Origin of the sequence: Allostigmatella hybrida, assembly GCF_020103775.1 — a bacterium.
Classification (GTDB): Bacteria; Myxococcota; Myxococcia; order Myxococcales; family Myxococcaceae; genus Hyalangium; species Hyalangium aurantiaca.
On record NZ_JAHXBH010000014.1, the window covers coordinates 169,197 to 193,175 of the forward strand.

The following is a 23,979-nucleotide window of genomic DNA, read 5'->3' on the forward strand; positions in this document are numbered from 1 at the left end:
CGCCGCCTCCAAGCCGAGCAACCCGCCGCTTTCAAGGCGCCGCCCTCTGAGAACGGGGGCGGCGCTTGCATTCTCGGGACCAAATCCGGTTTTTGGGACCAAAAAAGGACCAAACCGGAGCGTATAAGCAGCGTATAGGCAGGATAGAGGCCATGTGGAGGGTGAGGGCAGGAGTGGACGGGCTGCACCAGCTGCCTGACAGGATGCCGCCGGGCCTGGTGGTGCTGGGCGATGCCGAACCCTCCCTGGAGGCGCTGGTCTCACTGTGCCGCCAGGTGCACGCGCGGCGCTCCTCCACCCGCACGCAGCTGATCGTGTTGACGCGTACAGGCAGGATAGAGGCCATGTGGAGGGTGAGGGCAGGAGCGGAGGTGTCGTGGAGGGCCGCTGACGGGGCCGCCCGAGCCGTGAGCCAAGCGGGTGGAGAAGCCGCGCAGCCCCGTTGGAGTACACGCCGGCCCTGGCCGCCCTCCCTTCAGGTGCGCGGCAGGGGCTTGGCTCTCCTGGCACGGGCCGACTCCCTTCTTTGTTTCCACCGAAGTGAAGGCCACCTACGGCGGGATGGTGATTGTCGTAGGTGACGACGTTTGGGCCGCCTTTTGACGAGCAGTCCCCTCCCATCTCGGCGGAACCCTCGTCCGCAACGCTCAGCCCAAGCGCCTGCGCAAGCACCCGCGAGGGCCAAAAGAAAACGAATAAGGGGTACCCCTCAGGACGTGCTGCACACAGCACATCTCCACAGTGCGCGTCCTCGCCCCTGGGCGTATTGATTCAACATCTTGAAAGGGGCGGCTCTCAGTGCCCTACTTACCCGACTGGTCGGTCCGTGGCGCTGGGATAGCCCCCCCCCCCAAAGCAGCCTTCCTCTGGATTCTCAAACAAAACCCACGTGGTGCCAGTGACGGTGTTCACCAGATAGGTTCCTCTAGCATCAAGCCCAAAGATTGAAACTTGATAAACTGGCCCCCTTCTTGTCGCGAGGGACAATATCTTTAGCGTGCGCCTCCATCCGAATCTTGCACGTGCGGGCTGTGCCAGCCCGTTTGGGTCTCTCGAAAGCCAGGGCCCCGTACAGCCATGCTGAATAGCTGCTGCGTCACGGCATGACATCTCGACCGACCTCCGCCCGTCCAAGTTGTCCTGCAAACACTATAGGCCTCTGCTCTGCGGTTATCTGCCTGGGTGTGGCATTGTTTGATTAGCACCTGTCCATTGAGTCCCCACGCTGCGATAAAAAGGAGTCTAAGAGCACCTAACAAAAGTAAGGACTGGAGCACTCTCCCGAGGGGACGGACTCCTCAAATCTGACTTTTGTTAGGCGCTCTAAAGGCATGACGACACGTCCTTTATTCTGGTTTGTATTGGCTGTGTTCATGATTGGAGCAAGTAGTTGTGGTGGGGCTGATGGGTCGGATGGCGTGCCAGACGACGCGCCGCTGACAGATGAGGAAATCCTCAGTATTCCCCCTCCCACGCTTGATGAGTACGCAATGGCGTACGATGCGGTGTTGAATCAGAATCCCACCATCGACCCAGACAGCAATAAATTTGCGAGGCTAGTACTGGAGCGAATCAAGACAACCTCTTCGCAATCGTCACCCAACGTGGTCGGTATGCAGGTCAACCAGCTACTAAGGCTCACAATAGCGGAATGGCTTCTCGTCGCAAGAAATCCTGGCAATGCACGCAAGACAGAGGAAGCAGTATCCAAGGCAGGGATCCGCGCCGGAGTGGAGTTCGACCGGGAAACGTTGCTTAATGGCAAGGGAGATGCCTTTCGCCATGCATACTGGAATGTATTGATGGCGAAGTGCTGTGGGCTGCAATGGGCACAAGATTTTGCGACGGCTCACGAGTCTGCGGAGACTAACGATGAATCGGCGATGGACCTCAACAATAATCAAGTTGGGAGGAGCATCTACTCAAGTGATCCTGGGGCTTCTGATGACAAGCATGTTCAGCTCATTATGGATTTCTCTGCGTCCTGCATGAGTTCGGGAGTGACGCAGGATCCCGCGCGTCTTGTTTACATCAAGACATGCCCCAGCATTACCGTTTTGGACTACGGACCCAGTTTTGACGATGTGGCTGAAGTCGTGCTTGATGGAACGAATATGGGAGTAACGCCTCCAGGCGGAGAGCGCGTATTCGAAACGAAAGACCTCCGCACCGGAAACCACTCATTGTCTGTGACATGTACGGTGGACGGCACGCATGGTCGCTGCGGTATTACTGTGGCTTTGAGCGAGGGACTCACCTTCTCTGATGGCTCTGTGTCCCAAGACTTGGAGCAGGACGAGGGCGTACCCATGGGCTTTACGATCAAAGTCCCCACGCTTGGCGGCAAGTAACTCCAGCGCCTCGCCCCATGCCCCTGCGAGCTTGCCCGGGCGGTCTCAAGCAGTGAACGCACCATTCGGGTGCTCACCATGGCACCCTGCTCGACGGGAGGCAGAGGGTGCGAGGCCGAGGGAAAGCCGCAAGCCTGACGGGTGAGGACAGACTGGAGATTTGTCGGCGCGTCAGTGCCGGTGAGACGTTCGAGGCGGCGGCGTTGGCCATCGGCAGCTCGAAGAAGTCGATTCAGTGGCTGAGGGTGAAGACAGGAGGCGCGGCGCTTCGCGTGAAGCAGCGCTCGCCCCTGCGCCTGTCGCTGTCAGAGCGGGAAGAAGTCTCGCGCGGCGTATAAGCTGGTGAGTCGACGCGTGCCATCGCGCGTCGGCTCGCGTATAGGCAGGATAGAGGCCATGTGGAGGGTGAGGGCAGGAGCGGAGGTGTCATGGAGGGCCGCTGACGGGGGCCGCCCGAGCCGTGAGCCAAGCGGGTGGAGAAGCCGCGCAGCCCCTTGAGGTACACGCCGGCCCTGGCCGCCCTCCCTTCAGGTGCGCGGCGGGGGTTTCCTCGGTGAAGCACCGTCCGGTCCTGGAACGGATGCTCGATGACGCAAAGTGCGGGCGGGTCTCCTCGATTGCCGTTGTCGCGCTGGACCGACTGGGCCGGTCCATGCTCGGCATCCTCCAGACGGTTGACTCCCTTGCTCGGGCCAACGTCACCGTGGTCAGTCTCCGCGAGCCATGGCTCGACCTGGGCGGCCCCGTGTGGCCGCTCCTCATTGCCGTCATGGGCTGGATGGCCGAGAACGAACGGCTGCTCATTGTGGAGCGCACGCGCGCGGGGCTTGCCCACGTCCGGAGGCACAGATCCAAGAGCGGCAAGCCGATTGGCCGCCCCCCGGCGGACCTTCTCAAACTGGGCATGGGTGAGCGCGCGGCCCTGGAGGGGAAGTCGATTAGCGCGGCGGCCCGGGAGGCGGGCGTCGCATAGGCCATCCTCCGCCGTCACCTCTTGAGTCTCACAGCCCGGCATGTGGGCCAGGGCCTCACCGTCTCGGCCGCAGCCGCCAAGGCGCGGGTGTGCGAGGAGGCTTTGGCGCGTCACCTGGCCGTGCTTGCTGCCTCTCAGAACGTCGAGGGGGCGGGGCGCGCCTCCCGGCCGCCTCCGCCCCCTGACTGCGCCAAAACCCCTGTCCTTGAGCCCCTGGCCTCTCCCGCGAGATTTCAGGGGTTTAGCTCTGACTCCTGGACAGCGCCGCTATACGGTCGTTTGCGACGCAAGGCGTGGGCACGAGCTGCTTGGTTCAGGTAGCAATCCACATATGCCTCTCTAGCACCTGTAGACGGCGTGAGATCATCAGCAATCCTTACGCATCGTGAGGCTTTTGCCTCAGTACAGTAAGGAGAGAGTGGGGGTGCTTAGGTACTTGATAGGTCCACCGTCGCCGATCTCACCGTGGGAGTTATAGCCCCAAGCCCACGCTGTGCCATCGAAGCGCACCGATAGCGAGTGGTAGCTGCTCGCCACGGTCTTCCCTCCGCTCAATCCCTGCACCTGCATAGGCACGGTGCGGTTACTTATGGGGCCTCCCCCCAACTGGCCGTAGTCGTTGGAACCCCAGGCCCATGCCGTGCCATCGAAGCGCACCGCTAGCGAGTGGTAGTTGCCCGCAGCAATAGCCACAACCCCGCTCAATCCCTGCACCTGCACCGGTATTGTGCGACCATTCGTGGTGCCATCCCCCAACTGGCCGTCGTAGTTGGAGCCCCAGGCCCACACCGTGCCGTCGAAGCGCACCGCCAACGAGTGGGTGTCGCCCGCCTCTGCCGCCACCGCCCCAGTCAATCCCTGCACCTGCACCGGCACGGCGTGGTTAATCGCGGTGCCATCCCCTAACTGGCCGGAGTAGTTATTGCCCCAGGTCCACACTGTTCCGTCGGAGCGCACCGCCAGCGAGTGGCTGTTCCCCGCAGCCACAGCCACCGATCCGCTCAATCCCTGCACCTGCACCGGCACGGTGCGGTCAATCGCGGAGCCATCCCCCAACTGGCCGTAGTAATTGGAGCCCCAAGTCCATACCGTGCCGTCCGAGCGCACTGCCAACGAGTGGAAGTCGCCCGCAGCCACAGCCACCGATCCGCTCAATCCCTGCACCTGCACCGGCACGGTGCGGTTAATCATGGTGCCATTCCCCAACTGCCCGGAGTAGTTATTGCCCCAGGCCCACACCGTGCCGTCCGAGCGCACTGCCAACGAGTGGCCGTTACCCGCAGCTACAGCTACCACCCCGCTCAATCCCTGCACCTGCACCGGCACGGTGCGGTTAATCGTGGTGCCATTCCCCAACTGCCCGGAGTAGTTATTGCCCCAGGCCCACACCGTGCCGTCCGAGCGCACTGCCAACGAGTGGCCGTTACCCGCAGCTACGGCTACCACCCCGCTCAGTACCTGCACCGGCACGGTGCGAACGTACGTCGTACCATCTCCACGCGCTCCTTTGTCATTGTCGCCCCAGGCCCATACCGTGCCGTCCGACCGCACCGCCAACGAGTGCGTGTCTCCTGCAGCCACCGCCACCATCCCGCTGAGCCCTGGCACTTGCACCGACACGGTGCGGTTACTCGTGGTGCCATCCCCCAGCTGGCCATAGGGGTTGTAGCCCCAGGCCCACACCGTGCCGTCCGCGCGCACTGCCAACGAGTGGCCGTTACCCGCAGCTACGGCCACCACCCCGCTCAATCCTTGCACTTGTACTGGCACGGTGCGATTAATCGTGGTGCCATCACCCAACTGGCCGGAATAGTTATTGCCCCAGGTCCACACTGTTCCGTCGGAGCGCATAGCCACCGAGTGGTGGTCGCCCGCAGCCACGGTTACCACCCCGCTCAATCCTTGTACTTGCACAGGCACAGTGCGGATACTCGTGGTGCCATCACCCAATTGACCATAGAGGTTGTAGCCCCAGGCCCATACCGTTCCGTCCGAGCGCACCGCCAGCGAATGGTATTGGCTTGCGGCCACGGCCACTACCCCACTCATCCCCGGCACTTGCACCGGCACAGTGCGGTGGTTCGAGGTGCCGTCCCCCAGTTGGCCAGATGGATTGTTCCCCCAGGCCCACACGGTGCCGTCCAAGCGCACCGCCAGCGAGTGGGAATCACCTGCGGCCACGGCTACCACCCCGCTCAATCCTTGCACTTGTACTGGCACGGTGCGGTTAATCCTGGTGCCATCCCCCAACTGGCCGTAGAGATTCCCCCCTGCAGCCCAAACTGTTCCGTCGAAACGCACCGCCAGCGAGTAACCGCTACCCGCAGCAACGGATGTTACTCCGCTCACCCCTTGCACTTGCACCGGCACGATTCGGCTACTCGTGGTGCCATCCCCTAGCTGGCCGTAGGTGTTGTCCCCTACAGCCCATGCCGTCCCGTCTGGGCGCACCGCCAGGGAATGTCCTCCTCCCGCAGCGATCCGGTCTTGCGCCCGAGAAGCCGAGAGAGAGATGGAATGCGATGACTGCGCTTTCTGATCGACCGTAGGCTGCCCACAGCCAACAACCAGCCAGATCCCAAGCCATCCTCCCAAGATCCTGTTCATCCAGCTTTGATAGCTGCATTGCATTCGGCAACTCCTAGTCTTGCGGCGTTGTAAGCGGATGCTTCCTAGTCCGAAAATGACTGCCAAGGAATCGTTCGTAAAGTAACTAGTCCCAGGAAAGACAGTCCTCCCGGCAAGTCTCGGTTTTGCTCGCGCAGTTCCAACCCGTGCTTACGCGCCAACTGCGTCAGGTTGAGGCCGCCCTGGCTGAAGCGCTCTCTTCGCTCGAACGTCTTCCCTTTCGTCGCAGCACTCATGGGGTTCTCCTGTTGGGGGTTGGGTTGGTCGAACAGCGGCCCGGGGCTCTTGGCGGGTGCGGCGAGGCGCCGCGCGTGGGTGCAGGCGAGCACCGCCACGGCCTGCGCGCGGTTCAGCCCACCCGGGTCCTCCCATGCGAGATAATCGTTGTGCTTCGCGGCCTGGAGCAGTTCGCGCAGCTCGGTGAGGTGGAAGCTCTCGCCCCGGGCGTAGGGCGGCACCTTGAGGAATGGCGCCGGAGCTGGATCCCAGCGCACGTCATCCACCTGCCGGTCCAGCTCCGCTCAGGCCCTCTCTCTCTGTGAGCTTCTCCGGCTTGAGGGCGGTAGCAATCGCGGGGTGCCCGTGGGCAACGCGCGCGCACGCCATCTCCAGCGCACGCAGCACGGCCCAGCGGGTGTTCTCAGTCAGCTGCGCCATAGGCAGCCCCCCTCCGCTGGCACCGCCACGAGCGGCACGGGGCAACGATTCCAAGGGCAGCGCTGGCAGACTGCCACCGGGTAGCGCGGAAGAGGCAGCACCCGCCGGGCGTGGCGCGTGGCGTCCTCCAGGGCCCAGCAGCTCCGCCACGCGCTCGGCCACCGCGCTCATGTCCTCAAGCAGCACCGCGCCCACGGCTTCCGCCTCCTGCACCTCGGGGGCCGGGGGCGGCCTTACGGGCAGAGGCGGCGTGGCCTGGGTGGGCTTCCTGCGCTCCTTCGGGACGGGGGGCAGTGTAGGGGCCCTCCCGCCGCCTCTGGCGTGCTGACGGGGCACTGGGGGCCTCAGGGGTGGCCTTTCCGGCGGCGTGGCGCCGGTACGGGCCCCCGTCCACCCCCAGGTGAGGGGGCGAGGTTCCCCAGAGCCCGGGTGAGCACCTCGGGCGCGGCCAGGGCCGCCTCCCACCGCGCCACCGTGGAGGAAGAGGTTCCCAGCGCGGCCAGGGCTGCTTGGGTGTAACCCAGCGCCTTGCTCCTCTCGGCAGCCTCGGCGCCCGTCATGGCGTAGCCCTCCGGAGATCGAAGAGGTCCGCTTGGCGAGCTCGGAGGCAGTGCGGCGAGAACCACACCCGCTCACATGCAGAAAAAACCGCTGCTTTGAGCCGAGTTCGCTCGTACCGAGGAGGTGTGTAGCGTCTGCGGGGACCCAATCGGTTCTTCGCGGACCAAATCCTCCGCGCATAAGAAGGATAGGGGCAGGATTAAAGGGGACGAACTCCACGGAAGCCCGTCGGAGCCCCTCCGTAGCGTGAGCCCTGGCGAGGTGTGGCTGGAGAGGGGCAGTGGAGGAGCGCGAGTAGGGCGCGCGGCCTGCCCCGGTATGTGGAGCGGGACGCGCGCCCGGTACCTCCCCCTCTGTCACGGCCACGGACAGGCTCCCGTCCTGCGGCCCCGGCTCCGCACCCGCTCTCCAAGCAGGAGAGGAGGAGGCGAGCGTGGCGCCCCAGACTGGGCCTGCCCACGGCAGGTGCGAGGATGGCCCCGGCGAGAGGCTCCCCCCAGGCCGCGTGGTGTTGAGGCTCAAGCCGCCCGGGCCAAGAGAGCCAGGCCCCTGCCGCCCACCTCTTGGGAGGGCGGCCAGGGCTGGCGTGTCTCCAAGGGGGCTGCGCGGCCTCTGTACAGGCCAGGAGCACTGCTCGGGCGGCCCCCCGTCAGCGGCCATTCTCCGCTCCAGCCCTCACCCTCAACATGGCTTTTATCCCGCCTATACGCTCAAGAGCCACAAGACCATCTAGTCAAGCCATGTTTACCTCCCCCCCCTCCTTAACGTAAGCTGCCTACATCTCCCTAGACCAACAAACAGAAGCCCATCATGAGCACCGCACAACCGGCAGTCATTTCAAGAGATGTCGGACGCCAAGGGAAAGGCTTCAGGCTGCAGAAGATACGTGCGGCCAAGTTCATCATTAGCAGCCTCAGCAACGCCCAAGCCGTACAAGCCTATGCAGCAGTCGAGTACAGAGAAGATGTCTACTGTGTCACCGCTACGGAACACGCAACCGCAACAGACCTTGAACAAGACAAAAACTACGATCAATCAAACACCTTCACCCTAGCCAGCAGCGAATTCTTAAAGGCAATGGTGAACTTCATAGACTGCTGGGTTGAAGAGGACCAATCCCCCAAGGTCTCCTTCGGCTTCTACTCCAACTGTGAAGCCGGAAAAGAAATCAATGCTGGTCGAGTCAAAGACCTTCAGATCAAATTACCCAAACAGCCCATGCTCGAACTTCTACAAAAACGAGCATACCAAGAGCCGCACTTCTTGCCTGCGGCCAAGAAGCTGATTGTTGCTGAGTACACAGACCAGTACCAAGCCAAGATAATCAAGGGGAATCTCCCTCTCATCGAAGTCTGGGATGACCAGACTTGGACAACATTCTTCGACAGGATCAACATCCTATTAGGCAGTGAGGACGATGAGCAGGCCGAAAAATCCGCCCTTGCTCAGATCCGAGCCTCTCCCTACTTCAGCAGCAGGCATATAGGGAAAGAGGAATTAATTCTGTCACACGTCATTGACCTGTTTGACAAGAAGCAACGAGCAGCCGACACAGTTGAGCGATTCGTCCATCGCGCTGAAGTCGAGTTGACGTTTCTCAAAGCTGCAGCAGGTGAAATCAAGCGTAGCGACCCGACGTGGGATCAGTGGGAGAAGCTTGCACCTGCGGATGGTCGAAATCTGCAGGGCAAGATTCAGGCCGCACACCCAAACGCGAGTAAGCATCTAATCGATTCTCTTGCGCGCAAGGCCGCTGCGAGCCTAGCCGAGCAAATCGCTCATGAGCAGGACAAAAACCTCCGAGCCCTCAAGTTCCATGCGTTCGACGAATGCACAGACCTGATTCCTGAGCTTGTTTTGACCAAATTTCAGTCCGACAGCGATATAAAGCAGCGCATCGACCTTCTCACTCAGGCAGCCACCAAGCGAATCGCGACCCGGGCCAAAGATTACTCCTACCCCATCGCAAACGACGACTCCATCCGGGGAATCGTCCTCTGGCTGTTTGACAGCTGCTTCCTGTCGTTCGACAGCAACACAACAACATGAACAGCACCAAGCTAGAGGCAAGAAAGCAGCTTATGTTTGCAGCTGGCGAGGACTTCTACTTCATCGCCTATAGCACGCTACTTACCCTCAAAGGATTCGACTGCATATCAGAGTCGAAGACATTCAAAGACCATCGAAAGCTAGCCTTTCTTGTCGACTTTCTCGCGGACCCCAAATTGACATGGCTGCTCGACAACCATCCAGTCGGCGAGCCCATCTCCTCACCCATTGCGCAAACAGACAAGGATCGATTGTACTCCACTCACAATCGAGGACTCGCCAGAATCCCCCTTTTCTTTCGCGTGTTAGCCACACTTGAGCGCCGGTCTATCATTCAAACGAAAAAGGGAGACACACCTGGCTTGTTAGATATGCATATTACGGACCCCAAATTGGTTCAAACACTTTGGGAGAACCCTCTATTTAAAGTTGAGCGTCAGAATTTTCTAGTCGTAAAAAAGAGAATCCCAAGGCTCAGAACCGCCACCCTGCCACTGGTTCTCAACCGGCTCTTTGGTGACTTCGGGGTGACAACATGGCTCGCCTAGCGATCCGCAAAGTCGTATACGAAGGCACAAACTACTCATTCGCATCGCCCAACCTTCCTGATGGACTAGTAATTATTGAGGGCGACAACGGGGCGGGCAAAACAACATTTGCTGACCTTGTTTACTACGGGCTTGGCGGCCGAGTGATTCAGTTCCAGAAAGACCAGGACAGACGCCACCTAGAGATCGTCGGCGACCACAACAACCATGTTGCACTCCATTTGGAACTGAATGGTCGCAACTACAGGGCCACGCGCTATATTGGCTCAAACGAAGTACTTGTGACGAGCGAAGAGGGCGACGCAAGCGTCTTGCCCATTTATCGCAACAAAGAAACAAAACAAACATATTCAGACTGGCTCTTGGGTGCGCTCGGGATTCATGTGGTTACGATAACCATGGGCCAAAGAGCATGGAAGATCAACTTCACGGATTTGATGAGGTTGATCTATCACAATCAAGAGCCAGATCCTGAGCGCATATACAAAGCCCCCGATCAAGAAAACTTCATTTCTGACTCTCTCGACCTACGACGTGCCATCTTCGAGATCCTGATAGGCCGTGCCTCACAGGAATACTACCGTAGCGTCGGTCTACTACGCGAAATCGAACGCGAAGCAGACGAAACAAAGGGGGCGCTCAGGCTCTTCAAGGACACGGTCTCTCGCATCTCTTTCACCAGTGAAGACTTGAATCTGCACTTTCTAGAGAGCCGCATCAGAGAAAAAGCCGAGCAGATCGAGCGCCTCACCACCCACAGAAACATCTTGCAGTTGCAGCCTCTCAAAGGGCGCAACATCGAACATGACGTAAGCACCCTGCAGCAAACACTAGCCACTCACGAGCTAGAACTCAGCCAGGTCGAAGAACGACTGCGCACGCTCCTGTTTGAAAAGCTCCGGCTCACCGAAACAAAAGAGAGCCTCATTCAGGAGATCTTTCGAATCAAGAAGATCATCAGTGCTCATGAAACATTAGGCCTTTTCACGCCAGACACCTGCCCCTGCTGCCTACGCGAGGTCTCCCGGCAACCCGGGCACTGTATATGCGGACTGCCCATCCAAGAGGATGAATACACCCGCTACTTCTATTCTACTGACGAATACCTAGCCATTCTAAAGTCTCGCCAAAAGAACATCGAAACTCTCGACTTGGCGTCAGACGCCTGCTCTCAAGAGCACATAGAGATTTCCAGGCAAAAGGAGGAACTCGAATCCAAGACTAAGGCGCTTCACGCACAGCTTCAGGCAATGCTCAACGAACCCATGGCTCCGGCCCACACCGAAGAGTCACGCCGGATTGACGACAAGATGGTTGAGTTACGCATAGAATTGGATAATTTGCAGCGCCAGCAACAGCTTGAGCAACAGAGGACAGCACTCGAAGACAAGCTCAACTCTTTCCAAAACCGTCGCGACAGTGCCAAGCAACAAGTAGAAGCGCTCTATCTGGAACTCAAGAAAGACCTTGGCCAAAAACGCGACAGATTCGACGTCATCTACAACTCACTGATGATCAAGAGCGTCAAGGGTTGCCGACGCGCTCACATCGATCCCGACACTTACATGCCGATCATCAACAATGGCGAGTATCGAGAGGCGAGCGCCGGGGTTGCAAAACGCCTGATGTACTATCTCACGCTTTTCAATCTCTCAGTCACACTACCTGACGTGTCCTTCCCTCGATTCCTGCTGATAGACACACCAGAGACAGCAGGTATCGACACTCAGAACTTGGAACTAGCAATAAGCATGATTCAGGAAGCCTTTCCCACAAGTACCCCTGGGCAAATCATCCTGACCACCGGTGTTGGAAAGTATCCTGCCAATTTAACCAGCACCAGAGTTCTGACCTTGACTGACGAAAACAAGCTGCTGCGGCGAAAAGAGCCCAAAAGGGATTGAGCTTTTTAGAGCCACCCTTTTCAAGATGTTGAAGCAACGCGGCCGGAGGCGAGGACTCGGTCGTAGCGACGTGCTGGCGTGCAGTGCGTCCTGCGACGTAGAACTCCTAACAAAATAGGGTTTGAGGGTAGACGCTCCATGGACGAACGGGCGGCCCATGAGCACCTGGGAACCATTGTTCGCGAACTCGTACCGGACGCGCTGTGGGAGCGAGTGGCCCCCCTGCTGCCGGTTCCCAAGAAGAAGGAGTTGGGGCGCGGTCGGCCACGGGCAAGCGACCGGGCCGCCTTGGAAGCCATCGTCTTCGTGCCGCGAACCGGCATTCCCTGGGAGATGCTCCCGGTCAAGCAGTTCGGCCTCTCGGGGATGACGGCGTGGCGGCGCATGGAGCAGTGGACGCGCGACGGGGGGGGCGAACAACTGCAGCACGTGCTGCTCGACGAACTGGGACAGCGGGGCCAACTGGACTTCAGCCGCACCTCGATCGAATCCTCAAGTGTCCGAGCATCAAAAGGGGGGCGCTCACGGGCAAGAAACCGACGGGCCGAGCGAAGGCGGGCAGTCAGCATCATCTTCTCGTCGACAAAAAGGGTCGGCCCTTGGCCGAGAGTCTGACGGGAGCCAACGTCCACGACACCCGCGAGCTGTTCCCCCTGTTGGAGGCAGTGCCCGAGGTGAAGCAGCCTCGGGGTCGCCCCAGGCATCGGCCCGGCAAACTGCACGCCGACAAGGCGTACGCTTCGCGCAAGAACCGCCAGAGCCTGCGCTGACGCGGCGTCACTCCTCGGATCGCACGGCCTGGCATCGAGTCGAAGCAGCGGCTGGGTCGGCACCGCTGGGTGGTGGAGTGCACCAATGCATGGCTCCACCAGCAGCGGCGCCTGCGAGTGTGAGATGAACGCCGGGACGATGTTCATTTCGCCCTCCTCGTGCTCGGCTGCTGCTTGATTCTCTTCCGAGGCCTTCAAACCTGATTTTTGTTAGGAGATCTAAGAGCTGGGGCGGCACTTGCACTCCGGGACCAAATCCGGTTTTTTTCGGGACCAAAAAGGACCAAACTGGAGGCAAGCGGCATGGGGACCAAAGTGTGGATCGGCAAGTGGAAGGGCGGGCGCATGTTCGCGGGCAAAGATGGGCGGCCCGTCTACGTGCTGCGCAAGATGGTCCACGGGCGCAACTACACGATTCACCTGGACGCGCGCAGCGAGACCGAAGCGGAAGCGGAGCTGGCCCTGTTTGTACGTGACCCCACGGGCTACCGCACGCGAGGAGCTGCTCAGAAATTCAAGGATGCATCTGCGGTCTTCATGAACGCAGAGACCGTGGGCCGTTACCTCGAACACATGCGGAGCAAGGGCACCACGGAACGCTATGTTAAAAACGTGGGCTTCTACTTGGCCGAGTGGGCCGGGGGCCTCGCAGGGCGCGACTTGCGGGCTGTCACCCTCCAAGACCTGCTGCGGAAACTGAATCAGTACCCGACGGCACGCAAGAACCGCATCACGGCGTTCAAGTCCTTCTGTGCGTGGCTGCGTGAAGAACAGGGCGTGTTGACGGTTGGAGAAGACACCTCCCTGTCGCTCAAGGTGCCAGCGAGTCGTCCTGAAAAGTCCGTGCGGGAAAAGGGCTACAGCATCGAGACCATCCAGAGGCTCTACAGGGCAATTAACGGATGGGAGTTCACCAACCTCAACCGCGAGGAGACGCGGCGCCGCACCGACGTTCAATGCGTGCGGGACGTGCTGTGCATCCACGCGAAAACGGGCATGCACGGCACCGAGATTGAGCGGCTGGCGCGAGGAGAGGGCAAGGTGTCCTTGGTGGAAGAGCCAGGCGAGATCGCCGCTACGGTGAAGTTCATTCACAAGAGCGGGCATGTTCACCTTCAGAGCATTGACCGACAAACGTTGGCGGCGGTGCAGCGGCTTCAGGCTCGCGGTGCGGCGCCTGTAGACAGCCACATCCGGCGAGTCGTGCGGCGTGCCTGCAAGACCTTGAAACTGTTCCCGGTGCGCTTCGGAGAACTGCGCCACAGCTTTGTCACGTGGGCTTCGGAGTGTGGGCAGGAGGTGAGGCCCAAGGCAGGAGGGATCCCTCTGTCAGCAGTGGCGGCGGTGGTAGGCCACCACTCTGCACACACTACCAAGCGGTTCTACGACAACGCAAAAGTGCCTCCGATGATCAAGATTCCGATCCATTTGGAGCACCCAGAGGATCCGGTGCTGCTGCCTGTGCGGCGTGCGCCACTTAACACTACTGAGTCAGGGTCCCAGAGGGTGAAAGGGGAGGCCGAACGGGTTGCGCCCAGAACGCTCGGAGTGGGAGTGGTGGCAGGTGGGGCATCGAGGCAGCCAAGCGGCAATGACCCGGGCCATGGCAAGCCGTGCGGTAATAAAGCTGTCGTGGAAGTGGCGCTCAGGCCTGGAGCGGCTGCGCGTGGGCTTCATCCGCCCCTCGGGCCGAGGGGGGGAAATGCCGCACGCGTTCGGCCACAATGAACGCGTAGCAGCACAGGGCGACAGAGACGTGGTGATGCCAGCCTGGGAAGCGGCGGCCTTCATAATGGTCCAAGCCGAGTTCGCCTTTGAGGTCTTCATAGACGCGCTCGGTTCTCCAGCGCTGCATGACCAGACGAACGAGCTGCTTTTGGGTTCTGTGCCCCGGCAGGGAAATGAGGAAATAGTTGGCAGGCTCGGGCTCCCCATCGCGCCACTCAATGAGCAGCCAGAGCGGTTCCTGCTCGCTCTGGGGTACACCCGCGGCATTCACCTGACGCAAGGCAAAACGAGCCGACAGGTTCTTTCGGGTCCCCTGGCGCCATGTACAGCGTCGAAAGCCACCTGCCTCCTGAATACTGAAGGCCAGCGCTGAGACGCTCTGTACCTCTTCTCGAGGACGTCCCTTGTCATCCAACAGGCAGACAGAGGTTTGAGCGGACACCGCAACCGCATAATGCAAGCCCAGCTTGCGAAGGTGGGCGCGGAATTGACTGGAGCTGCCGTAGGCACTGTCGGCCAAGACGATGCCAGGAGGCACACCGTCCTCCACGGCCCGATCGATCATTTGGAGTGCCAGTTGGGGTTTGGTCTTGAACTGGACCTCTGGAGGAATGCGGGCCTCCACGCGACGGGCCATGTCATGGGCCCAGCGGTCGGGCAAGTACAGCTCGAAGTCGATCGGCACGTGCTCGGTCCGCGTGGCGATGCTCAGGCTGACGCCTATCTGGCAGTTGGCCACCTTGCCTGCCGAACCGGTGTACTGCCGCTGCACTCCCACCGAGTGCTTGCCCTGCTTGAGGAAGCCCGTATCGTCCACGATCCAGGCCTCCACCGGCTCTCGCTTCGTCATCGCCTCCAGCGCGTACTGTGCTGCGACTCGTCTGACGTCCCGGTCGCTCCATTTCGAGTCCACGGTGAAGTGCAACAGCCTCTGGTGCACGGCGTCCACCCTCTTGGGGTCCGGGCATGCACGCGCTGCGATAGGCTCTACACTCTTGCGTTCTCCGTCTCCCAGCAGTCCCATCGCGTACAGGGCGAAAGAGCCTCGCCGACTCTCTTCCTCCAGCACGTCCCCGATTTTCTGGAAGTACCTCTCCAGCCGCTGCACCGCAGCGCCCTCCATCAAAAGCTCCATACCTCATGGGTAGGACGCCGGACGGACAACGCAATAACGGCCAACTCGCTCAGCCTTCGGCTGCTCGCTCCCTCCTCGTTCTTACCCGTAACGCAGTAGTGTTAAGCAGGCCGAATCAGCCTGAGAATCGCCTCGCGTTCCTGCTCTCCCCGCCTGTGCCCGCGTGGGGCGGGACGACGCTTGTGCTTAGCTACTGGCTCGCGCTCTACGCGCTCCAGAAGGGCTTCCAAGCTCTTGGAGCAGATCATGGCGGCCCTGCCCATCTTTGGGCCGCGTCGAAGTGCTCCGCTCTTCACCAATTCGAAGATACGCGAGCGACCACAGCCCAGCATGGCTTGTGCCACCTTCACGGAGACAACGCGCGCAGATTGCGCGGGAGGGGCGTTGGTGACTTGAGTGTGAAGCTTGTCTACGGACGCGCGTAGACCCCGTAGCTCTTCACAAATAGCATGGAGCAGAGCACTCGGATCTTCCGGTTGCCCCTTCACGGTTGGACCTCCACCGGCAGCAGAACAGGCGACGCTGCACGCCCGCCCTCTGTGCGCAAGTCAGCATGGCGCCAGGAAGGTCCATCCATGCAGAGGACGCCTTTGAAGCCGCCCGCGTGCGGCTCAAGAGCAAGGGCATTCCGAGCGCATACCTTCCTACGAGCAAGAGGCTCCGCCTTCTGCATCCACTGCCGGGCAGTTGGTGGGTCGTGAATCATGGTGCCCAGGGTGCATGGAGGAGATGAAGAGGGGCATCAGGCATCTCAGGACAACTTGGGACAAAACCGCCAAACGACGCTCCATCGCGCAGACCTCGGCATTGGCGTGTTTCTGCGAAAGGGGGAGCGCATTTCAGAAGAAACCGCCAATCCACTGTAGCGCACGCCAGGGTGGCAACCCCCGTTGCCGCCCCCAGCACGGCCCCCATGGCGCGCGCCGGGGCGGCAACCCCCGTTGCCGCGCCCAGCCTGGCCCCTGTGGCCGCGCCTCGGACAGTGCGCGCTCGGCCCTCATGGCGCGCGCCAGAACAGCAGCCCCCGTTGCCACGCCAAGCCCAGCTCCGGTGGCGCGCCTCGGGGTGGCGGTCATCGCCGCTGCGCCCAGCCCAGCCCCCATGGCGCGCGCCGGGGCGGCAACCCCGTCGCCGCCGCGTCCAGCACGGCCCTCTGTGGCACGCGCCCGGACAGTGCGCGCTCGGCCTCCCATGGCGCGCGCCAGGGTGGCGGTCATCGTCGCCGCGCCCAGCCCAGCCCCCGTGGCGCGCGCCGGGGTGGCGGTCATCGCCGCCGCGCCCAGCCCAGCCCCCATGGCGCGCGCCGGGGTGGCAACCCCCGTCGCCGCGCCCAGCCTGGCCCCCATGGCGCGCGCCTCGGAAGACGTGAAGAGAGGACGCGGAGCGTGCTGCTACGGGGAGACTTGGCTCCAGGCCCCCAACCCGAGCACGCGCATTCCAGGTCAGATGAGCGCCCACAGCGCACAGGCCGGGTCTGCTAGGGTTGGCCTACCTCGGAGGTCACGCACTATTGCTCTCACCCGCAACCCTAGCCCTTTTGCTCTCCTTGCTCGGGGGGACACTGGCGCAGGCGCAACCTGCGCCCACCCGTGAGCCGAGCCGCCGCTCCGTCACGCTGATAGGCTCTCCGCTAGAGGCCCACATCGCCACCGGGATCCGTACGTATATCGTGTTCGGCGTGCCTATCCAGGGCGATGCCGTCGAGGTGGACAAGAGCCGAATCAAGGTCGTGGACACGGGCAAGGTCTCGATCATCATCGAACCCATGAGCGAGCCCCGCCCCGGTGAACACTGGACGCTGCGCGTCCCGTTGGCGGATGGCTTGGCGCCCGAAGTGGCCGAGTTCGCGCTTGTTTTGCATCCCTCCGAGGTGGACACAGAGATCAATGTTGCACGGCCCAAGGCTCCAGATACAGCCTGTCAGGCCGCGTGCGCGCCATGCGCCGGCACGAGTGCGGCAGACGCCATCGCTTCCGGCCTCATCGAAAAGGACGGTGTTGCAACCCGGGAGTTTCGGCCCTTCACGGACGACGTGAGCGGCTTTCAGTCGGATCTGGGGGTGTCCTATCGCGCAGCAAGCTGGGTACTGGTGGAGGTGGAGATCAGCCCCCCACCTGGCCACCCAACATGGAAGCCGACCGGCGCCACGTTGACGAGCAAGACCGGGGAGGTGCGGGTGCGAGCGCTGAAGGTAGAGCCGCGCAAGCTGCGCGCGAATGGCGTGCGGGTGCTCGCGGAAACGGAAGTACCACCGCCGAGAGCAGGGCTTGAGTTCACCTTGCGCCTGAACGGCCCGGAGGGGGCACCGTCCCTCTCGATTCCTGCTGTGACACTGCCGCCAGCAAAGGAGCACAACCCATGATCGGAACGGTGGAACTTCAGCCCGGCACCTTCGTAGACGGTTGGCAGATCATCCGGTCCTTACGCACGGGCGGGTTTGGTGCCGTTCACCATGCCGAGCAACACGGCAAGGCGTTTGCGATCAAAGTCGCACTCCACCGAGAGCAGAGCGGCGACACGGGCAAGACTCACACGCGCGCGCTGCGCGAGGTGGCGATCCTGCTGACGATGGAGCATCCGAACATCATCAAGCCGTGCGGCTTTGGATACTTGCCGGATGGCCGTGTGTATTGCGTGCTGGAGTACGTGGACGGCTGGACGCTGGGGGAGTGGCTGGAGCGCACACACCCCACGTTCCATGAGATCGCGCGTGTGTTCGCCAAGATTGCCGGGGCCGTGGAGTACATGCACGCGCGCGGCGTGCTTCACCGCGACTTGAAGTTGTCCAACGTGATGATCCGCAAGAGCAACGGCGATCCGGTGATCATCGACCTGGGATGCTCGACCTACCCGAATGCAGACGAACTGACGACAACTCCGCTTCCCCCTGGAACGGAGCGCTACCGTGCGCCAGAGGCGAAAGAATTTCTTTACAGGGACGGCCGCAAGCGAGGGGCGCGCTATGAGTTCAAGGTGGCAGATGAACTCTTTGCCGTAGGAGTGATGCTCTACGAACTGATCACGGATCCGCTCCCGACGAAGGAGAAAGCCCGCCCCGATTTCGCGGATCCCGTATCAATCCAGAATCCTCCCCGCGAAGTGAACCCACGTGTGCCGGAAGCCTTGAGTGCTCTAGTGGAGGACTTACTAGCGCGCTCTCCCGCGCAGCGGCCCGAGAGCTTCAAGGCGCTGCGGCGCAAGCTGACGGAACTGGCGAACCACTCGGGGCCGGAATACGCGATGGAGGCGCACCCACCATCCTCGCAGCGCCACCTCCACCACGCGGCACCCGCACCCGCTGCCGGACTTGCGGCACCGGGGAAACGGGGTTGGCGCAAGGTGCTAGCTCTGGCTGATAAACACGCTGCCCGGATCCGTGGCCGACTCCGACTGCATGGGCGTGTCGGCATCGTGGCTGCCTCTCGCCAGCACTGGCGCAAGCATTTAGCGCTCGCGGGAACGGTGGCTGCCGTCGTGGTGGCTGCTGCTGCTGCCGCATGGCTCGGACGCGGAGAAAGCCCCGCGCCCGGGCTGCCGCCCACGCCGCGAGAGGCCACCGCGCCAACCGTCCCGAGCGGCCCCGCACTTCCCCCTGTGAAGTCCTCGCCTGTGTCTGCGCCCTCTACTGCTCCCGTAACTGCACCGAAGGAAGGATCCACCGTGAAGCCGAAGCCGCCCGATGCTCCCAAACCGCCCCGTACCGCACGCGCGCTGAAAGCAGCCCCCGCCCCGACTGATCCCGGCTTCCCGGCGTGGTGCAAGGCTCTGCCGGTGGCAATTGCCATGGCTACCGAGGGGTGCGCGTCTGCCCGTATCAAGGCTGAGCCCTTCGAGTGTCCCCCTGGGGCAATTAGCGCCATGGAAGAACTGGGCTTAAGATTTTCGCGAAGCTACGGCGTCATCCTTGACGAGAGAGGCCCGGAGCGTGGCCTGTGGAAGTTCACGCTGGGCGCCCCGGTTACCGGCCTCGTTGTGGATACGAGGCTTCCGAAAGGCTGGCTGTTGTACGGGACACCCTACAAAACCGAGGCGGTTCCAAACGCTCCCCTCGGAGACCTCCGGGTCATCTACGACCATCTAGAGATTCCCGGCAAAGGAAAGTTTCCGGTGTGCTTGGTCTCAGGCGGCGCCCCGATTCGGGAACTGAAGGACGGCACCGCGACGGCGCAAGCCGCTGTAGCCGTGACCCCTGTCGCAAGGTGGAAACCGCCGCGCGATTAGGCTGCCATCGTCGCCGAGCCTCGCCCGGGCCGGTGGCGCGTGCCAGGGTGGCCTCCATCGTCACCGCGCCCGGCTCGGGCCGGTGGAGCCCGTGCGCGTCGGACAGCTCCAGCTCAGCCCCGGTGGTGCGCACCAGGACGGCAGCCATCGTCGCCGCGTCCAGTTCGGCCCGGTGGCGCGCGCGTTGGACAGCTCCAGTTCGGGCCGGTGGCGCACGGCTATCGAAGGCTCCCGAGTGTTACAGGGTGCATTTGTGCGGCAATGCTGGAATTTCGCCGCTTTTTGAACGCGCGCGCCCTACCTCCCCCATCGTTCCACCTGCCCCTATGTGCCGGGTAGTGTCTTCTCCGTCGCGCAGCGCCTCGCTTGCGCGCCTCTAGGAGCTTCCACCCATGGCCACCGCAACAGGCCCCCAGAGACCCGAGGGCGTGATCCTCTTCTCGCATGGCGGTTTCTCGTATGCGTTCCTCCGAGAACTGGAGACCACCAATCACGGCGAGACGGTGATGGTCGTGCAACAGCGCTCACGCCTGGGACCCGAGGGAAACTACATCGCCCGAAGTCTGCCGCTCACCTCGACCAAACACGATCCTGAAACACTCGCCAGGATTCGCGCCCGGCTTGAGGAGGAGGCGCGGCTAGCCGCTTACCTCGATCATCCCAACATCGCCCGCGTGCTCGGGCGCACCGAGTCTCAAGGCGTTCTCTACCTCCTCTCGGAACGAGTCTCAGGCACGCGGCTAGACACCTACGTTACCGCCGCGTACATGCGGGGGGTCTGCTTGTCGGCGGGCTTTGCGCTCTACGTGGGCGCCGAAGTAGCGAGCGCTCTGCACCACGCGCACACGCGCACGGATGAACAAGGCTGCCTGTTGGGCATCATTCACCGCGACGTGAACCCCGCCCGCATCTACTTGAGGCCAAACGGAACGGTCAGACTCACAGATTTTGCGCTCGCCCGCTCGCTGCTGCCGGGTCGTGTGGCAACCTCACTGCCGCGCCCGCAGGGAGATGCCTACTACTGCGCTCCCGAGGCACTTCTAGGCGAGCCGATGGATGCACGCTCGGACCTGTTCGCGCTCGGCTTAGTGATGTTGGAGATCGTCACCGCAAAGGGGCTCTACAGCACGCCCACGCTGCGGGCCTCTGATTTGGAAGCGGCTCTAACGCCCAAGGTGCGCGCGACGGTGGTAGCCGCTCACAACACCGCCACGGTCGCAGAACTGCCCGAGCAAGTAGATGACTACATCCTGCGAGCCGCCACGTACACCGCGCAGGAGGTGGAGGAACTCACGGAGGATGTCTTCCCCCCACTGCGCTCCATTCTCCGAACGTTGCTCCAGCGGTGCCCAGAGGATCGCTACCCGTCAGCGGCAGCCTTGGAGGAAGATCTCCGCAGGGGACTGACCGCGTTGGGTGCTCCCTACGGAGCCGCCGAAGCAGTCACGGAGGTGCGGCGCATGTCGCAAGCTGCCCGGATGCACAAGAACGTGGGAGGCCCCACTGCACAGGATTCCGCATCCACCACGCGCAAGCTGTCCGCTGATCACGTAATCACGACGCCGGGCGGCTCCGCATAGCGCTCGGCTTCCTCTCTCTGCACTCAGCCCTGCAGCCCCGCGTCGGCGTCGCGCCGAGACGGGATCGCCTTGCCTCTGATTTGGAGGGGGACAAGCCGATCCGCTTAGGCGCGCTCCACTGGCCACGCCGAGGGGGGATCGGGGTGGCCAGTGCGAGGCGACCGGAGGCGCCCTGCAAGCTGGGGGTGCCTCCGGTCGCGGCAGTTCACCGCCCTAGGTGAGCTGATCGGCCCTCTCTTTCCTGTCTGTCATGCGCTCACCGGCTGGGGTCATTCGTCCTGGCGTGGCGCGCGAGGTTTCCGCGATGAAAGGCCACTTGAAAGCACGGGCCGCACAAGGCTCTTCCCGGGCAAAGTCCCGCAGGCGGCGTCCCCTTCTTCCTGGCGATGCTAGGCGGCGAGAACAACGGCTAGGGGCAACGCTCGGAAGGGCCTTGCGAGCGGCGCGAATGCGCGCGGGGTTCACTCAGGCCGACCTTGCCGCGAGCATCGGCAAGGCTCCCGAAGTGTACGGGCGGCTAGAGCGTGGGAGGATGCTTCCCAGCCTGTCCACGCTGTTCCGGCTGTGTGTGGCTCTGCGAACTGGCCCGCACGAACTGATGGGCTTCTCCCCGATAGCCAGTCTGCCGCAAGCAGCACAGATTGAGGTGCCCCCAGAGTTGGCACACGTGCCCGAAATGCGGCGCCTGCTGCTCCTACTGGGACGCCTCCAAGGGCTACAGCTCCGGCTGATCTTGCGGCTGGTCGTGGCCTTCGTAACGGAGCCCACGCGCGCGGGGCGCCAGAGGAGAGAGCGGAGATGACCACGCCCACGCAGCACTACACCCCCACGATGTTTTACCCCCTCAACCCCTGCGGCCACCTTCGCGGCCCTGGTCTCAGTTGCATCGGCTTTTCCGAGTGCAAACGCGAGCCTGTCAGCGCCAACAAACTCGGGGAACTGACGCAACGCGCCAGGGATTTACACGCGCGGCTCGCGGCCCATCCTTCCCGAGCAGCCACAAGGGACCAACCCTCGGAGGCCCGCACTCTCGTCACGGACAAGTTGGAATCGGTGGTCAGTCTGGCCGAGTTCCTAAGCGTGATGATGATCAGCTTGTGCGATGACAGGGCCATCATGACGGAGGAGGAGCAGGCGACGTTGGCCACCATCGGCGCTAACGTGGAGATGCGGGTGCGCGATCTCCAAGACTTCCTGACGATCTGGACGGGTGGGGGCCCTTCGTGAAGCACGGCGCGTCCTGACTCCCTCCAGAGGCCCTAGAAGGCCCGGTTTGGGGGAACCAAGGGGACCAAAAAAGGACCAAATCCGCCGGACACGTGCGGACGCTTGTGGACGCTACGAGGGGCCGATTTTCAGAGGGAAACCGAGGGGGGCGCCGATTTTCAGAGCGGGCCGGTTTCCACCTTACACGGCTTCGATTCCCGCCGCCTCCACTTTTTTAGTACGTCTTTACGGATGGTTAGCGGCTTCCTCCATCCGTGTTGCACGTATGTCGCACGCGGGCGCAAGTGGCAGGGGCCGGTCAAGAACACCGACCGCCTCTCGCCGCGTGTCGGGGCTCAGGTGGGCGTAGCGCTCGGTCATTTCGATGGTGACGTGTCCCATCAACTCCTGGATCACCTTGAGCGGAACGCCCCGCATGGCGAGGTGGCTGGCGTAGGTGTGGCGTAGGTCGTGCCACCCGATCCGGCCCTCCTCGCGGTTGATGCCCGCACGGTAGAGGGCGCGGCGAAGCGGCTGCGCGATCATGCCCGCCGTGAGCGGCTGGCCGTCCTCTTGGCAAAAGACGAAGCGGCCCCGCAGGTGACGATGCGCCTTGAGCGCATCCACCGCCGACGCGGGCAGGTCCACGGTTCTCTCGCGTCCGCCCTTGGGCAAGTCCGTCACCCCGCGCCAGATGGTACGCCGCACGTTGATCCGTGCCTGTGCCAAGTCGAGGTCGCTCCACTGGAGCCCGATCAGTTCTCCCTGACGAAGCCCCGTCTTGAGCGCCACGAGCAGCAACGTCCGCCACTCCGGTTCGGCAGCGTCAATCAACCGCTCGGCCTCCTCGAAGGAGAGGAAATCGAAGGTCGGTTTCGGCAGCTTCCCGAAGAGTCTGACGCGGGGAGCCTGCGGGATGACCCGCTGTTCCTCCGCGAGAGCCAGCAGCTTGCTCAACGCTGACAGGACGTTGTTGATCGTCTTGAGGCTCAAGGGCTTGGGCTCCACGTCGCTGCGCTTGCGAAGGGCGGCCTTCGTCGGGGCCTCCTTCCGGGCGCGAGCGGCGGACTTCTTCTTCGCATGGCGGCTTTGAAGTCTTCGATCTCTGCCGGGCCAATGGCAGACAACGCCATCTGCCCGAAGAACGGGAGCAAGTGATCATCCAGAAGTTGCCGCTTGGTGACGACACTTGAATGCTTGTTGTTGTTCTCGCTGTAGGTGAGGAAGCGCGGGGCGAACTGCGCCAACGTGACGCGGGTGTCCTCGCTGCTGTTCTCCTTTCCGAAGGTCCCATTGAGGAGGGAGGCGCGTAGCTCGCGCTCGTACTGCTCGGCACCCCGGCGAGTCTGAACGGGCGAGAACTTCACGACTCGTTGCCGCCGTCCGTCCGGGTGGTGAAACACGAAGTCCACTTGCCAAGCCTCCTCGACCTTCCCAGTGCTGCTCTTCTTCCACTGCCGCAGTCTGACGCTCATTTCCGACTCCCAAGCGCAGAGTCACGGCCCTTACCGGCTGTCCACTCTAAGCCATCGGAAGAAAGTTCGTGCAGGGGGTATACCGCGTCCCTGAAGTCGAAGTGACTGAAGGGAGAGGGCAGTGGAGGCAGAGGCGAGGTACCTTCGGCTGACGCTCCGTCAGCGGCAGGCCCTCCAGCAAGTGGCGAAGCAC

At 62.3% G+C, this 23,979-nt stretch carries 15 protein-coding genes and 2 pseudogenes; 13 read left to right on the plus strand and 4 right to left on the minus strand.

Features of this window, described 5'->3' with window-relative positions:
- Positions 1–1,331: 1,331 nt before the first annotated feature.
- From KY661_RS21740 to KY661_RS21750, 3 genes are all read left to right on the plus strand, one after another.
- On the plus strand, positions 1,332–2,351 hold the full coding sequence (locus KY661_RS21740; protein ID WP_225412036.1) for a DUF6973 domain-containing protein: 1,020 nt from the start codon (positions 1,332–1,334) through the stop codon (positions 2,349–2,351).
- 107 nt (positions 2,352–2,458) lie between these two features.
- Complete coding sequence (locus KY661_RS21745; RefSeq protein WP_225412037.1) at positions 2,459–2,689, plus strand: hypothetical protein; 231 nt, start codon at positions 2,459–2,461, stop codon at positions 2,687–2,689.
- 242 nt (positions 2,690–2,931) lie between these two features.
- Entirely contained in the window at positions 2,932–3,324 is a 393-nt protein-coding gene (locus KY661_RS21750) for a recombinase family protein (RefSeq protein WP_263437234.1), read from the plus strand.
- A 399-nt stretch (positions 3,325–3,723) separates the two neighbouring features.
- Here the strand turns inward: KY661_RS21750 and KY661_RS21755 are convergent, their stop codons facing one another.
- On the minus strand, positions 3,724–5,955 hold the full coding sequence (locus tag KY661_RS21755) for an RCC1-like domain-containing protein (RefSeq protein WP_225412039.1): 2,232 nt from the start codon (positions 5,953–5,955) through the stop codon (positions 3,724–3,726).
- Positions 5,956–5,996: 41 nt separating this feature from the next.
- A complete protein-coding gene (locus KY661_RS21760; RefSeq protein ID WP_225412040.1) occupies positions 5,997–6,455 on the minus strand; it encodes a hypothetical protein in 459 nt (152 codons plus the stop codon).
- A 1,525-nt stretch (positions 6,456–7,980) separates the two neighbouring features.
- Between KY661_RS21760 and KY661_RS21765 the strand changes: the two genes are divergently transcribed.
- The 5 genes and pseudogenes from KY661_RS21765 to KY661_RS21785 all read left to right on the plus strand — a co-directional run bounded on the left by KY661_RS21765 (position 7,981) and on the right by KY661_RS21785 (position 14,169).
- Positions 7,981–9,219, plus strand: a complete 1,239-nt coding sequence (locus tag KY661_RS21765) for a hypothetical protein (RefSeq protein WP_225412041.1) — start codon at positions 7,981–7,983, stop codon at positions 9,217–9,219.
- Complete coding sequence (locus tag KY661_RS21770) at positions 9,216–9,767, plus strand: hypothetical protein (protein WP_225412042.1); 552 nt, start codon at positions 9,216–9,218, stop codon at positions 9,765–9,767. Before KY661_RS21765 ends, KY661_RS21770 begins: the two co-directional genes overlap by 4 nt.
- Positions 9,755–11,671 (plus strand): SMC family protein, encoded by a 1,917-nt coding sequence (locus KY661_RS21775; protein WP_225412043.1) that lies wholly within the window; start codon positions 9,755–9,757, stop codon positions 11,669–11,671. The genes KY661_RS21770 and KY661_RS21775 overlap by 13 nt, the downstream gene beginning before the upstream one ends.
- 174 nt (positions 11,672–11,845) lie before the next feature.
- Positions 11,846–12,645, plus strand: a pseudogene (locus KY661_RS21780) (IS5 family transposase).
- A gap of 99 nt (positions 12,646–12,744) precedes the next feature.
- Positions 12,745–14,169: a site-specific integrase gene (locus tag KY661_RS21785; RefSeq protein ID WP_225412044.1), complete on the plus strand. Its 1,425-nt coding sequence runs from the start codon at positions 12,745–12,747 to the stop codon at positions 14,167–14,169.
- Here KY661_RS21785 and KY661_RS21790 read toward each other — a convergent pair.
- Positions 14,087–15,292, minus strand: a complete 1,206-nt coding sequence (locus KY661_RS21790; protein ID WP_450097578.1) for an IS701 family transposase — start codon at positions 15,290–15,292, stop codon at positions 14,087–14,089. The genes KY661_RS21785 and KY661_RS21790 overlap by 83 nt on opposite strands.
- Positions 15,293–16,850: 1,558 nt before the next feature.
- Here KY661_RS21790 and KY661_RS21795 point away from each other — a divergent pair.
- The 5 genes from KY661_RS21795 to KY661_RS21815 all read left to right on the plus strand — a co-directional run bounded on the left by KY661_RS21795 (position 16,851) and on the right by KY661_RS21815 (position 22,332).
- Positions 16,851–17,666, plus strand: coding sequence for a DUF2381 family protein (locus tag KY661_RS21795; RefSeq protein WP_225412054.1), 816 nt, complete (start codon positions 16,851–16,853; stop codon positions 17,664–17,666).
- Positions 17,663–19,525 carry a serine/threonine protein kinase gene (locus KY661_RS21800; RefSeq protein WP_225412046.1) on the plus strand — a complete coding sequence of 621 codons (1,863 nt, stop codon included), beginning with the start codon at positions 17,663–17,665 and terminating at the stop codon, positions 19,523–19,525. The genes KY661_RS21795 and KY661_RS21800 overlap by 4 nt, the downstream gene beginning before the upstream one ends.
- Positions 19,526–19,917: 392 nt before the next feature.
- Complete coding sequence (locus KY661_RS21805) at positions 19,918–21,105, plus strand: serine/threonine-protein kinase (protein WP_225412047.1); 1,188 nt, start codon at positions 19,918–19,920, stop codon at positions 21,103–21,105.
- Positions 21,106–21,409: 304 nt separating this feature from the next.
- Complete coding sequence (locus tag KY661_RS21810; RefSeq protein ID WP_225412055.1) at positions 21,410–21,907, plus strand: helix-turn-helix transcriptional regulator; 498 nt, start codon at positions 21,410–21,412, stop codon at positions 21,905–21,907.
- Entirely contained in the window at positions 21,904–22,332 is a 429-nt protein-coding gene (locus KY661_RS21815) for a hypothetical protein (protein ID WP_225412048.1), read from the plus strand. Before KY661_RS21810 ends, KY661_RS21815 begins: the two co-directional genes overlap by 4 nt.
- Before the next feature lie 225 nt (positions 22,333–22,557).
- Here the strand turns inward: KY661_RS21815 and KY661_RS21820 are convergent.
- A pseudogene (locus tag KY661_RS21820) lies at positions 22,558–23,786 on the minus strand (tyrosine-type recombinase/integrase).
- Positions 23,787–23,979 lie beyond the last annotated feature (193 nt).